At 44.9% G+C, this 15,058-nt stretch carries 5 protein-coding genes; all 5 read right to left on the reverse strand.

Annotation, left to right across the window (positions count from 1 at the left end):
- Positions 1 to 2: 2 nt before the first annotated feature.
- The 5 genes from DF182_RS03110 to DF182_RS03130 all read right to left on the reverse strand — a co-directional run bounded on the left by DF182_RS03110 (position 3) and on the right by DF182_RS03130 (position 14,987).
- On the reverse strand, positions 3 to 3,170 hold the full coding sequence (locus tag DF182_RS03110) for a SusC/RagA family TonB-linked outer membrane protein (protein ID WP_113614220.1): 3,168 nt from the start codon (positions 3,168 to 3,170) through the stop codon (positions 3 to 5).
- Positions 3,171 to 3,971: 801 nt separating this feature from the next.
- On the reverse strand, positions 3,972 to 7,595 hold the full coding sequence (locus tag DF182_RS03115) for a DUF6443 domain-containing protein (RefSeq protein ID WP_113614221.1): 3,624 nt from the start codon (positions 7,593 to 7,595) through the stop codon (positions 3,972 to 3,974).
- Positions 7,596 to 7,616: 21 nt separating this feature from the next.
- The gene (locus tag DF182_RS03120) at positions 7,617 to 10,880 is read right to left on the reverse strand and encodes a hypothetical protein (protein WP_147243326.1); all 3,264 of its coding nucleotides are present in this window, start codon (positions 10,878 to 10,880) and stop codon (positions 7,617 to 7,619) included.
- Between the two features lie 183 nt (positions 10,881 to 11,063).
- On the reverse strand, positions 11,064 to 12,971 hold the full coding sequence (locus DF182_RS03125) for a DUF3857 domain-containing protein (RefSeq protein ID WP_113614223.1): 1,908 nt from the start codon (positions 12,969 to 12,971) through the stop codon (positions 11,064 to 11,066).
- Positions 12,972 to 12,974: 3 nt separating this feature from the next.
- Positions 12,975 to 14,987 carry a transglutaminase domain-containing protein gene (locus tag DF182_RS03130; RefSeq protein WP_113614224.1) on the reverse strand — a complete coding sequence of 671 codons (2,013 nt, stop codon included), beginning with the start codon at positions 14,985 to 14,987 and terminating at the stop codon, positions 12,975 to 12,977.
- Between the last annotated feature and the right edge of the window lie 71 nt (positions 14,988 to 15,058).

Consider the following 15,058-nt stretch of genomic DNA (forward strand, 5'->3'; position numbering starts at 1 on the left):
CGTTAAAAGCCCAGATCAATTCCCAGTGTAAATTTCGTTGGTATGGGATACCCGTCGCCATCATAAATACCATAGGCATTCACGGCTTCTGCGTCCGGAACAGTGGATCGCTGCAACGTGAATACATTATCCATAATGCCATACACACGCAGGCGATTGAGGCGCAGTGTTTTCAGCACCCGCGGATTAAAGGAGTAGTTAAGACTGATGTTCTTCAGGCGGCAATAGGAGCCATTCTCGATATACATGGTGGAACCATCCAGCCAGGCATAATGATAATCACGGTCTGCCGAACGCAGGGAGAGCGAAGGGATATCGGCGATATCACCCGGTTTCTTCCAGTAGTTCACTTTGCTCAGATCGAAGAGTGCACCTCTTGCCAGGTTGGTTTCGCCATTGTCTCCGCTACCGTCGAACAGTTTCACATAGCGGCGGATCTTATATGAATTCAATATCTGGCGCCCCATGGTGAAGGTGAGAAAGAATGAAAAAGAAAATCCTTTGTAAGAGATTGTGTTGTTAATACCACCGGTATACTTTGGATTGGGGTCACCACCTACGATCTGGTCCATTGGTTCTTTGATATTAAAGTTCCCTACCTGGTCTACGATGATCGGGTCGCCCGCTTTGTAAGGCACGCCCACCACATTTTTCAGCGGCTGGCCTGTAATGTAGTTGAAAGGCACGTCGGAGTCTCTGGAGTAAACGCCCCTGTTTTCAAATACGAACATCTGGTTGACAGGTTTTCCTACATCCAGCAGATAGTCGAAGCCATAGGCGCCGCCGTCGTAAGATACGATCAGGCTTCTGCCACCGTTAGGGAGACTGGTGATGACGTTCTGGTTATAGGAAATGTTGAAGTCTGTGAACCATTGTACGGCGCTTTTATCCGGCAGGTTTTTGCTGTTGATCATCAGCTCCACCCCTGCATTGCGGATACCGATGGCATTCGTTTTTGCCAGATCATAACCACTATATATCGGCAGCCTGTAGTCAAAGAAGCCACGGCTGGTACCACGGGAGTAAGCGTCTACCGTCAGGCGGATGCGGTCTTTGAGGAAGGTGGCTTCCAGTCCGATGTTGCTTTGTATGGATTGTTCCCACGAAAGGTTGCGTTGTGCAATACCGCTTGAATAGTTGGGGATGATCACAGAGCCGCCATTATAGGTGGTAGCCGGTGAGTTGTCCTTATCTCCGAACTTGGCGGCATTTACCGTGTAGGTGTTGTAACCTAGATAATTCTCCTGTGGCTGGCTTCCTGTAATACCGTAGCTGCCGCGGATCTTCAGGTAACTGAGCCAGTTACTGGTGCCTTTCATGAAGGATTCATCACTGATGATCCAGCCTGCTGATACGGAAGGGAAATAGCCCCAGCGGTTGTTCTTACCGAACTTGGAAGAAGCATCAGCATTGAATACAGCTGACAGCAGGTATTTTGCTTTGAAGTCATAGTTTACCCTTGCGAACAGGCTCTGGAGGCCATACTCCTGGAAGGCTGAACTGGCAGTGCTGAAGTTCTTGTTGGCAGTGTTTACCGTATTTACATAGTCGCTCGCAATGAAGTCGGCATCTGCATAGGTATTGCGGTAAGCGTTGTATTCCATATTCTGGCCACCGATCAGGTTCAGGGTATGCTGCCCCAGCTTTTTCGTGTATTCGAGGGTGTTATAGATGGTCAGGTGTTCGGATTTATCTGCGAAGGAAGAAGCAAAGCCGAAACCGTTGTCCCTGACGACGGCTGGTGAATAGTAGTCGCGGTTGGAATTGGACGTCTCATATGAAACAGTGGTATTAAACAACAGTGATGGCAGGACTACGTAGTTGAACACGGTGCTTAGCTGCATGCTGTTGTTAATGTTCTTGTCCATCTTACGGCTGTTGCCCACCAGGAACTCTTCACCGGCAGGGGTGAGTCTGTAAAAGGAAGAGGGCAGCTCATCACTTTTAAAAGAGAAGTTGCCACCGGTACGTTCATTCACAGAGCGCGGACGGTCTGTCCGGTACAACCTGAAGATAGTACGGTTACTTAGTTTCGGCGTGATCTGTATGCTCACATTGGAGATCATGCTGTATCTTTTGAAACCTGTATTTTTCAGGATACCTTCTTCGTTATAGTGACCGAGGCTCACACGGTAGTTCACCAGTTCCGTACCTCCGGAAATAGACATGTCATAGTTGTGGATCATACCCCGCTGATAGAAAAGCCCTTGCCAGTCAGTGTTATTATTGAATGTTGGGTTGAGGCTGTCGGTAAGCATCTGCGGCAATTTGTAATTATCTTCCCATTGATTGTACTGGTTGAGCACATCCAGTTTCATTCTGCGTTCTTCAGCACCGGTCACAAGTTCAGTGAGCTTGCGTTGTTCAGACATACCATGGTAGGTGCTGAAATTGAACTGCGCTTTTCCGGCATGTGCTTTTCTTGTTTTGATGATAATCACACCGTTGGAGCCTCTGGAGCCATAGATCGCAGCGGCAGAAGCATCTTTCAGTACGTCAATGGATTCGATATCGTTCGGGTTCAAACCGGCCAGCAGATTGGTATTGGTGCCTTGTCCGTAACTCATCTGGCTGATATCATCGGTGGTGGTAGGGATACCATCGATCACGAAGAGTGGCGAACTGACGGCCCTGGCAGCATCATAACCTCTGAGCACCGAGGTATTACCCCTTACTACGAAGCTGTTGCGTACACCCGGCTCACCGGAAAAGTTCTGCACGTTCACGCCGGCCACACGGCCCTGCAACAACATATCGAAGCTAGGTGCCGGGATGTCTTTGATCACATCGCCTTTTACGCTGGCGATGGCAGCGGTATTCTTTTTACGGGACACCTCCTGGTAGCCGATCACCACTACGTCTTTGAGTGATTTGGAATCAGCCGACATGGTAATATTCACGTTGTTCCTGCCACTCACGTTCACTTCGCGTGACAGATAACCAACAAAGGAGAACAACAGTGTTTTTGATGATCCCTTTAATGTGATGGTAAAAATACCATTGCTTGTTGAGGTGGTACCATTGGATGAAAGCCCTTTCTCAATAATGGTGACACCCGGAAGCGGCGAACCGGTTTCGTCCCTGACGATACCCGTTACTTTCAGGTCCTGTGCCTGCACTGATAGCGCGAGACACAACAAGCTTAAAGCATGTAAAAGTTTTTTAAACATTGTAGTGATTTTTGGTTGATGTAGTTGACAATAGGCATAGCACGGCCAGGCCCTGCTGCTGCAGGGCTTTTCGCTTGTATACAACAAGCCTTTCAGGTGGAGGATTTTATGAACTCAGCAGGCAATAAGCAGCCACACCCTGTGATGACAGGGAGAGCGTACAGCAAACTATCGTTCATAAAAAATTACATCTGCATGCCGTGCAGATACAGTTTAACTGCCACGAATGTGGTCTGGGAAAAGGAGTGTTGACATGTTATTGATTTTTGGTTGATGGGAAGCGGTTATGCAGGATGCCCGCACAACTTTTTTTTCATGTTATTCACCGGTTAAATCCTCTGCATTGGAATCTGAAATAGCTCCTTCCCTTTAGGCAAAAAGACTCAGCTCAATTCCCGCAAGGGAAAGATCATTGAAACAATATATTATCAGTATTAAGTGAGAAGAACGGTTAAATCAAGTTATATTTTGGTTGACATAAAAATTCAGAAGCTAACTACACGCGGCCCGCGACTGAGAAATCAAAGGATAGCATAACAACGCTTTTTTCAATGTTCAATTTTCTACAGACAATTCATGCTCTTCATTCGTTGCGGACCAGTACTAAAACTATCAAGTAAATTAGGGCTTAAATCAGTACCCAGGCTGCATTGGTCTGTTTTCTGACAATCTATTTACAAACATTCAATTTATCTTGCATTTATTGGTAAAGAGTATGCAAATATTGTTCTCTTTAGGATAATCAGTTCAACAAAAGAAAGCTGACCCAAAAGCAGGTTTTACTTTTTGGTCAGCCGTCTCCTATTTTTCTGTAGGCGAGAGACTCACACTATGCACTGCGTTTGCGCCTATATCCTTTCCTTTTAATACATCTACGGCCGGTACTGCATTCGGGTTTACAGGAGCAACATATCCGGCTGGTTTATTGAACATATAATGAAATGGAGACAGATACTCCTGGAATTTTTCCCGCTCGCGGAACTGTAAATACCGGCCGATCTGTTGGTCGTAGAGCGATGTTTTGAAGTCATACCACTCTAAGCTGCTACCATCCATAAATTCCCGGCTTTGTAATTCATAACTGTTGAATTTTTTTCTATTATCCGGATAGGATGTTCCTTTCAAAGCGTTGCTGCTAATACCTTCCATCACGAGACCTGTAGGATAATAATGCGTTACCTCCAATAACGGGCCGGTGATAAGCGATACGGTGATGTTATCAAAATACAACTGCTGCGAACTTTCGTTACTGGGGAATACATACAGATAGCCACTTTTGGAGACAACCATCTTATCTGTGCCAAGTTGTTGTATTTGATCCGGGATAGGTTGCACTTGTTTGACGCCACTGCCATCCTCCACCATCTTAAAGTGTTCGTCGAAGTATATGTAGTTCAGATAGGCTTTGGGACGTAGTGGATCAGCTTTTTGATCGTTTGCGGACTTCAGGCGTTCATAACTGTCTGTAGTAAGGTTGTTTGCGAACAGCGGTGGTTGATCAGCCCAGGGAGCTGTGTGCGCAGAACCGTTTCCAGCCGTAATTGAAGCGGTTTGTAAGGTCTGGTTTAACAGACCGGCCAGCGGTAACAACGGATTATTTTTCTTTACAGCAGTGCTTTTATAAAAGGCATTTGCACCAATCTGCACCGTATCTCCGGCCATTACGCGCAATACCAGAGATGGACCTGTTTTCTTGCCGTCAGGCTGACCGGATAATAAGGATACAAATTCATTTTTCTCTTTTGTATTTGTGGCAGGGTAACCAGCAGGTTTGGCACTGCGTGTAGCCTCAAGATTACTGAACGTAAGCTCTTCTCTGGCCGCATTGGCAGTTTCCATGGTGGCACTGTAAACACTGGTATCTGTTTGTTCCGTCAGTATTACCCTGACGTTATCCAACTGATCTTTCTCAAAATAATCATAGATATATTTAACTGGCTCGCCAGGCTTCACCACTACACGGATACGGCCTTCTTCGTGTGCAATGGACTGTAGCGTGTCATTCCTGAATTCCAGGTCACCTAAATAACTAATGGTTGTATATTTGCCGGCGCCGGTATAGTCCGTAATTACTTTTTGCAACTTATTCCCCTTCCCATCGTAGGTATATACCACATACCCTTTTCCCCACATATAAATGGAATCCGGCAGGTTCAAATAATTATATCGTAGTACGCTTGTAAGTTTATTCATATTGAGGTACTGATTACCGTTGGCATCATAGTCATAGTCCTGTTGAAGATCTGTATTCGCTTCTTTAAAATCTCCCAATGTGCTTAGCGGGTTGTTCACTCTATCGGTTACATACAGTATTTTATTGCTGTTGTAGAAGTATTCATATTTCAGGCTGTCTATCAGGATGGAGGAAGTGCCAGAAAGCCCTCTCTGATTGAGAGACAGGATATTGCTATTGAAGTCATATTTTATTCCGCTTACCGTATAATCAACCTGACTATTAGACCAGGTGGTGGTACCGGCATCCTGCTGGAGAAAATCCGCGCGCAACAAATTATCTATTTTATCATACTTAAAATCATATTTGCGTAAGATGTTGTCATTAGCAGATCGCCATATAGTACCAGCCACATTGCCATTGTACCGCGGATTTAAATAAGTAACACCAGGGATCACAGAGGCAGCACTATCATATCCGAGGTCGAAGCCAAAATAGTTACCGGTACCGGTGCGCACATATTCCCTGTTTACCCCTTTTAACCAACCCTGAATATGGTAGGTATATTTCATACTATCCAGGTTGTTGCCGAAGGTTTTACAAATGAGCTGTCCAACGCTATTGTAGCGCAATTGAACAATCGTTTTCAGTGGGCCGGCATCATTGAGTTGTTTATCTATCCGGATGAGGTTACCGACGGCATCATAATATCTGACGGTAAGGATTCTCAATTCAGGCGTGACGTAGCTTTTCGGATTACTATAGTGATCATAGGTACTCAGTATCTTTCCTTCGGCATCATAACGGATACTTTTAATATCCTTGCCACCATACAGGTTTTCCGCAATTGTCTGGATTAATCTGCCCTTATCGTCATAATAGTAGGCAGTATGAAGGATTAATTTGCTATCCAGTACCCATGTCAGCGTAGTGCATTTTAATCCATTAGTATGTTTTGACCAGGTGGTTACTATGTCGGCAGTAGTACTGCTACCATTTTGTAATTTTGTCATTTCACCGGGTACAAAGGGATACGAAATGTTTGGATCGTAGCTGTAATTACCATAAAGGTCTCCGACAGAACCGACACGTGGCGTACGATCCCAAAATGGTATAGAGAGATTTCCATATACCGAATCCAGGAAATAGCCGTTTACTTTTTCCTGCATAACATTACGGGAATCGTTCGTTAACCAGAAGGCACCTCCTATCACCTTGCCTAAATTGTCGTATTCATAGTACTGCCATTGTCCTTTTGCCAAAAGGTTTCCATCTCTTTTGTAAACCAACCTGTCCCTTGCATCATACACCATCTCTACAAGACCCACTCCTGGCTTTTTTTCCCTGATTACCCTTCCTCTTTCATCGTATTCATAATAATAACAGAACTCCTCTTTTATACCAGGAATACTGTCAACCGTCCACAAAGGGCTTTTGTTCATTAATGGTTTTGAGGCGCTGGGTGTCATTATATAACGCAGACGGTTGTAATCATCATACGCGTAATGGGTATCCAGCGCTACTGTGTCGGCATATTTTCTTATCCATGTATGCTTATTGTCAATATCAAAAATATCAATGGTCTGATTTCCCTGTGGATCTATAGAGATAACCTTACGAGTTTCTTCCGGAACCCGTATATCGGCGTAGGGAACAGCACCACTGTCGGAGGTAATCATCCAATGGATAAATAAACTATCAAACGACATCACGGTTGGAACTGAAAAATAAGTGATAGCAGGACGACCTCCGTAAGCGTAAGGGTCCCAGGTAGCACCGGGGCCACCCTGTGCCTGCAGATTGTTGAGCGGGGAGTCTTCAAACCGTAGTACAGTAATCGGGAGATTGTCTTTAGCAATATCCACCACGGAAGCATTGGACGGGTTGTAAAATGTTTTCTGATCCTGGAAAGCAGTGGTCCTGAGACTACCAAAATTATTGCCATTCAGGTCGGTATAGGGTAAATAGATTTGAGTATTGTTTCCTTGATTATCAAAATAGAATGGTGTGACCATATCTTTTAGTTCAGGGCTACCTTGTATGCTCACTTTTTGCAGTGGCCGTCCAAGACCATCAAAGTAAGTAACCATACTGGTCTTCTTATCTGCCGGTAAGGCATCTACGCCAGCCTGATCGGTAATACCCGTTGTTTTAATGGTTGTCTCTATTATAAAATTGTTGCCGGTACTGAACTGGCTATAAGCGGTTGCTGCGTATAAAGTCAGACCTATGATGATCAGTATGTTTTTCATACGAACACATTGAGCGGTTACTTAATGAGGGATATCCACGGGGATGCCCGGGCCATAGTTATATTTAAAATTCTTCAGGATGCTTTTATTTTCATCTCTGATATTTACCAGTCTGTTTAATCCATCATATTCATAAAAAATAGTGCGATTATTGGATGAACTGCTGCTCGTTGTCCCTACCAGGGGGGCGTAGGTATAGGTGGCAATAGTTGCGTCGTAGGAAGTAAAACGTAGCTCATCGATAATAGTACTATCGCCTATCAGTTGAACATTCCCGTTTGCTCCATCGAATTGATATTCGTAGTATGTCCAGCCATTCCGTGTTGGACCGGTAAAAGACGGCGTTAGCGTAACAACACCCTGTTTCACAACAATACTGCCGCTATGTAACCAAAAGGAGAGTTTCAAGGCTGCGCGCCGGTTATAAGTGGGAATCAGGATCATACTGTCTGCAGAGAGTACTCCGCTCCTGTTGCCGGAATATGCAACAGTATCAGTTATCTTATACCCCGTTAGCTGTGAGCCGTACCAGGCTTGTCCGTCATCTTCGAAGTTATAATATACCGCCGGCACTAAATTTCCAACAATCATTTCCGCCACGGTATAACTGTTGTTATATCCCCGTAAGTATCGGGTAATGGCACCCATATGTTTTTGTCTGGACGCAAGCGCGCCATTTTGGTAAGTAAAATAGACCTGTGGTTTGTAAGCAGGGTCAAAGGTTAAACCTCCTGCCGTAAGCGCAGATTCCAGGATAGTGGTTAATGGTTTTATGGCTTCTATACCCAGTTGTTTTACGGGCATCAGATCAACACTATAATAGTTAATCATACCGCTAATTACCCGTTTAGTAGATCCATCTCCGACTGTACGGTAGTCGTAAGACTCTACCTCCGCACCCAGGCAATGTTTGGCCTGCATCAACGGAATACCAGCATCATTGGGGCCTGCCGGCCCTGTGTAATCCGCGACGTATTTTTTGCGGGTGATTACCCTTTTGTGATAACCATACCTGTCAATAGCCGTAGGGTAGATATGCAGCGGATTTCCATAAGTATATTCGATAGTGATTTTTATCATAACGCTTGAAAGATCGTCAGCACGACGCTCAACCTGCTTGGAAAGGTATCTTTCCTGAGCCTTAAAAGCATATGTATTCGCATTCAGGGCAGTAGGATAATTTCTTGAATCAATACATCCGGGCGGCTGTCCGTTTAACACCGTGTAGGCTTTGTACAGAGGTTTTCCGGCGGAGTCCTGTGTCTTGCACCATAACACTTCGTTCGTTTGACTTAAAGCCGGCTTTACCTGCGTAGATGAAAAAGTACTTATCGTGTTGTAAGTGTAGGTGCTTGCCAATTCATATCTTAACACCCCGATTCTATTGTACAACTGCAGGAGGATCAAAGCACCATTGGCTATGTCTTCATCTGCAGTATTCACGTTTCCCAGCTGATACTTATATAAGGTTCTGCCGAAGCCACTGTTGTTACTGCTATCCTTCAAATATTCTGATACCTCTATATAACCTACATGTTTTCCTTGGAAGGCCCCCAGGCCAAATGATCCGTTAGCTGTCACGGTATAGTTGGTCTGGCTTTGAAGATAGTCGCCGGACAGTGTATCCTGATCACGATTATTATAAGAAGACTTCACCAGATAAGCGGGAAAAGATTCATCCGATCTCCCACTTAGATAATCATAATTAAAATCGTTGAGATAAGTATAAACTTTCACTTTAGCAGGCTTGCCCGGAAAAGCATAGTCAGCAATATATTTGATCCTGACGCCACCTAATGTCCGTATAGTCTGATTTTGATTTAAGGTGGTATGTAATTCATATCCCAGAGTAGTATAGCCTCCTGTTGGGTAAATAATTTTGTTGATCATGGCATAGGATGATCCTGCCAGATCAGGCTCCCTGTTTGCATTTCCACCTATTATACTATCGGAAGGGTTTACAGGAGAGATTATTTTTACATTCGGAACTAATGATAAATTATTGGCGCGATTATAAAATCCCCAATGGTCAATGCTTTTGGAGAACCTTTCCGGCATAGTGGCATTCATGTTGTAAAAGAACAGATGCGGAGGAGGAGAAGCCACATCCTGCCTTACTGCGAGTTCCTGTAAACTATCCAGCCTCAATCGTGTTTTGGTGAAACTGTTTTCCGGGTTAGCATAATAACCGTATCCCAGTTGATACTGTTTCACTAATTGCGGATTTCCGCCGATGGCATTATATACAGCAATGGTATCCAGTTTACGACCACCGCTGGAATCTATGTCTGCTGTAGCTTTCAGCGATATAAAGGCAATGAGGCTATCATCCCGTACCAGGGATATTTTCTTCAGAAATTTACGCGTGCTGTAGGTGAAGGGCCCCGTATAGTCGTTGAGGTTACTATCAACAGCATTAGTGATAGTCATACCGGTACTATCATAATGCCGGATGGTAGCGTAACTGCGGGTAACAGCTGCGTTATTGGTATTTTGTAAATCGATGGGATATTCGCCGGTAGAATCGTAGTCGAAATATAATTTCTCATGACCGTTGGCTGCAAAAATACTGGTCAGATACCAGCTTGATATATAATGATAAGTGCGAACAGTAGCAGAATCAGGATAGGGATCATCTCCCAGTTCCATCCGGGTGGATTCCCTATCTGCAAAGCGATAGCGGTTGCCCTTATCATCTGTGATGGTTATTTCGCTGGAATCAAATCTGATGTCCATCATATTCCGCGTTTTGGTGACTACCTGGCCGGATGGCGTCACGATGAATTTCCCGGTATATTGATCGAAGTTGTAATAATAATGGTCGGGCTCCATTTCTAGTTCTCCTTTTTTAATTTGCTGCAGCGTGTCTTGTAAGGAGAAAAAATTACCAGCGGGTGGTAAGTTCAGCGTGGTATAACGATAATCATCCGGATTACCGCGCACGACTCTTGTAATCACGCCGCCAGCAAAAAGAGACCAGTTCTGACCTACCCAGGTAGGTGCATCCTGCGGTCTGAAACCTCCCGCATCAAAGTGAAGGCTCAGTGCGATGGATAAGTTATTACCCTGCAGCGTATAGATCGGAATGGAGACATCCGGCGTTCCTGTATAAAGGCTTACCGGCGCATTACCATATTTTCCAAGTTCGGCAGCTTCCGGCGCAGGAGAGATAATTTGTCTTGATCTGAGTTCAGCCCTTGCTACTTCTACGCTTAGAGGAGCTGATTGTTGTGCATAGGCAGACAGACTACAGGAAAATAATAATAACAGGTACATTATTTTCATAGTACGGGAATTTCGGGGATAAATATCAAGAGGTATCAGTGCTACATAACGGGGGATATCAAATTCCAGGCTTGTATAGTTAAGTTACAACTTATGACTGCAAATGACAGGCAGGATATAATACAAAAGAGGTCGCTCTGTTTGAGACGACCTCTTTACAATTAATGAAATTACAGGATGATGTTATTCTTTCACCAGGACAATACGGTTGCGATCTGCCCGGTAAATAGCGGTATAGAATTTGGCGAATTCGTTGAATTCTGCCGCCGGATATACGCCTGCTTTTCGTTCAAGCCTCCGTATATAACTGATGGTATTGCCTTTCATGGTAATCACGGCAGTGTAAGCGCCATACTTATTCTGTAAAGTAACAGGGGCTGGCAATGCTTCCGCTTTATATCCTTCCGGCACCGTGATATTTACCGTATCCGTACATATAAACCGGGATTTCAGCACCAGCTCTGAAACCCGTTTATCATTGGCTTCCAGCTTGGGCACATCTCTGTCGAGGACATTGGGCGTAATAAAAATACGTTTACCCGTTACCGTAGCATAAGCTTTACAGTTCAGTTCCAGCTGTTCTTCTATTACTGGATTCACAGCAGGGATTTCCTTACACTCAAATTTACCTACATCATAACTGGACAAATCAAAGCTTTTGCGCAGCCATTCCAGCTGTTTCTCTTTGCTCAGTCCATGCAGCAATGCATGCAACTCCTCCTGCGACTCTCCGCTACGGATAGTCTTTGCCGTTAGTTTTAAGTTACCATTATCTTCTACCACGGCGGTGATAGTACGGTTTTGCTGATTATCCTCTTCACGGGCAACCGGTGTATGCACCAGTTTTCCTCCCTCTTCCGTCAGCAGCATGACAGCGCGGTTGGAAGTGAAGCTGCCTAAATAGCCTGCCGGAGAAGTGTTACTGGTACATTCCAGCCAGGTGGTATCCTTCTCTCCCGGCACGCACAGGATCACGTGATTAAAAGGATCACGTGGAAACGCTTCATTGATGTAGTTTTTTCCAGCACCAGCTCTGACCCAGGCACAATAGGATTTGATACCCGTTTCCTTCAGCAGGGACATCATATAATTGGATAGTGCTTTACAATCTCCATATCCTTTGGCAGCTACGGTTTTGGCGTCGAATGTCTGTAGACCGCCTATGCCCAGCTGTATACTGATATAGCGGTAGTTTTGCTGCATCCAGGTATACAGTGCCTTGATTTTCTCCGCCTGCGTATTTTTCCCTGCTATCAGGTCCCGCACCTTCTGTTTGATATTCTCGGGTAACTCATCTCTGCCTGCATTAAGCGCATAGCCAAATTTGCCAAGCCCTTCCCAGGTGGAAGCATTCCCTTCGTAATCATCAATTTTAAAAACGGATGGCGCTACCATTACACCGGGAGACAGTTGCAGGAACTCTTTGGAGAAAGGCTCATCTGTGAACACGGGGATATTTTTCACCTCCCAGGTATACACCTTTTGGTCTTTTTGTGTAGTGATAACGGGAGCTACTTTATTATTGGTATAACGCAGCTGGTAGTCGGCCGGGGCCATAATGGTGAACCGGGCCTGTTCTACCGTACAGTCTTTCGAATCCTGTGGTATCCAGGGCTGGAGCCAATAGGAACCCCTAACACGTTCTTCCACTTCATATTCCACCGTATAGGGGAACACGTTATGATAAAACCGATGTACTTTATACCGGTTGTCCGTCATCAGGCTTCCGTCGCCATCTTCACTCAGATCCTTTATATCAGACTGTTTCAGCCGCCGTACCAGCTTACCATCGGCATCGTATAATGCACCACTGATGGACCGTACATCCATGTGCTTATTGTACATTTTGATAAGTGTGGAAGAACGGGCACCAGCTTCATCCAACACGGTGAGCACATAACGAGTGGTTAGTGTCACTTCTTTCAGGCTGGGAGCGATGACCTGTGTAACTTCCTCCATCCTTTTTACCAGATGCGCATCCTTTTTCATGGAATCAGGAATAGCCCCGGCAGGGAATACCGGATCACCGGCCATCAGCCTGCTGGTGTACAGGAACAACAGCAGGACAAGGGATGACAAAAATTTATACATGAGTTATTTTTTCTTTTTTAACACGATTTGTTCAGCTTGTTTTTTCACGATGTGATCAAAAAATTCCCGCAGGGAAGGATATTCTTCCGGCGCAAAGTTGGCTTTGGTGAGCTTTACGCGGGAACGCAACTGAATATGGTTATCCTGTTGCTGGATCAGGTACTGGAATATTCCTTCGTCTTCGTTGAATTTAACCATAGCAGATTTAGGTAGTTCATCCACCACATAACCTTCCGGCACTTCCATGTTGAAGGAATAGATTTCATCAAACACAGATTCCATTTCCACCGGGAACTTTCGTTCGGCAGCCCTGAACTTATTGCTGCGGAAGGCTTCGGTGAATAGCGGGCTGATATAAATCATCTCCTCGTTGTCGAGTTTGACTTTAAAATCAAACTTCAGCATCACCGAAGACTCCAGTGTTTTCAGGTCTTCTATTTCCTTATTGGAAATTTCCACCTCTCCTGTAAAACTCTTACGAACGGCGTCAAAAAAGTCGTCCAGACTTTCGGACTTGATCATTTTGCGCACTTTGTAAGACTCAAAGTAGGTCGGTCTTTGCTGGAAGGAGCCTTCCATCATACCATTTTCAACTTTACCAAATATCACGCTTGTAAACTTCTGCTCTCTCAGTGAATCTGCCTGAAAATCGAGCGGTGTGGCCATTTCATTAACAATACGTGCATGTCCGTTATAACATTGCGGAGACAGTTTATTGAAGCCAAGCATCGGATCGGAAGCGTCCAGGTTCACGAATTTATCTCCCAGGTTGACACCAGCGACTGTATAGTTGAAGCGGGACAACAGCGGATAAAACGGATAGGTGTAACCGTTATCACGGGTACTGAGGATGATGGGATAAGCTTCGAGCTGGGCCTTTTTCAGCATGGCTACCAGCAGGAGGTTGATCTCAGCAGTAGTACCGTTTTTACTGTTGAAGATGGTTTTAAGCGTTCTGGAAATCCAAACACCGGATTGCTGTGTACAGGTAAAGTTGCTGCTCACCCAGTGATAGATAGCAGTGGCTTTTTCTTCATCTGTTTTGGCATTTTTCACGAGTCCGTCTACCACATCTCCGAGGAAACCGTTGTTATTACTCAAGGCAGAGCCGAAGTTTTCATCCTTCATCAACTCTTCCATGAGTTTGGACCAGGAGCTTCTGATCGGTTTGGAAGGCTGATCAGGCCAGTTGATGGATGACAACTGAAATTCTACCTTGTTGATATAGTTATCCGTGGTGGTGATATAATCTTCTTCCTTCATAGCCGGCACGTCTTTCAGCGCCCACTTATAAATGGTCACTGCCGGGGTAACGGTTGTGAGGTTGGTTGGACCGGCCGCGCCTCCGCTTTCTGAACGGAAGGTCATGGTGGTGCGGGTTACCTCTTTGGAAGAGATAAATTTTTCATATCCCTGCGGAATCTGGACATAGTCGAAGTATTCCGGAATACCTACGCTGTATTCGCTATAGAGGATGGGATATTCACCCTGAAATTCCCATGAGCGCAGATATGAAAAAAAAGGAGAAGTGACGGTGTAGGTATATTCAAATATCGTCCCTTCTTTTACGGCAGGCACAGCAAATTTTCTAGCTACCCAGTTCTTATCTTGTTTGTCGGTGAAGACGTTTTTGCTCTCCATTTTTGTTTCCACCACTTCCCCGTTTTCGAGGTTGTAGGCAGAAGCTTTCAGGTTCTGCAACTTCTCTTCATCGTTGCTTCCCTTGTACAGTTGGATTTTTACCGTAGCCAGATCGTACGCATTTTTGTCAATGATTTTGATACGGGTATGAACTTTGTACACGAGGCGGAGCTCTTTGCCATCGGATTCAAACCGCGAGGATCCAATGCTGGAGAGGACAATAGCGTGGGCGCCAGTGTCGAGGGTTACTCCTTTCAGTTCAAAGTCTTCTTTAGTGATTTTGCCATATTTGATTTTTGGACCATCCTGGGCCCAGGCTGTAATGGCGCACAAACAGCCGATTACAAAGGTTAATAAACCAGATTTGCAATTCATACAGGTATAGGGGGATTAAGGTCGTGAAGATACTGGAAATTATGGATAACGTTTTGTAATCCGTAATTTTG

It is taken from the genome of Chitinophaga flava, from assembly GCF_003308995.1.
Classification (GTDB): Bacteria; Bacteroidota; Bacteroidia; order Chitinophagales; family Chitinophagaceae; genus Chitinophaga; species Chitinophaga flava.

Bases quoted from the DNA above. Each gene is read 5' to 3' on its own strand.
- DF182_RS03110 (WP_113614220.1), bottom strand. From the start codon at position 3,170: ATGTTTAAAAAACTTTTACATGCTTTAAGCTTGTTGTGTCTCGCGCTA.
- DF182_RS03115 (WP_113614221.1), bottom strand. From the start codon at position 7,595: ATGAAAAACATACTGATCATCATAGGTCTGACTTTATACGCAGCAACC.
- DF182_RS03120 (WP_147243326.1), bottom strand. From the start codon at position 10,880: ATGAAAATAATGTACCTGTTATTATTATTTTCCTGTAGTCTGTCTGCC.
- DF182_RS03125 (WP_113614223.1), bottom strand. From the start codon at position 12,971: ATGTATAAATTTTTGTCATCCCTTGTCCTGCTGTTGTTCCTGTACACC.
- DF182_RS03130 (WP_113614224.1), bottom strand. From the start codon at position 14,987: ATGAATTGCAAATCTGGTTTATTAACCTTTGTAATCGGCTGTTTGTGC.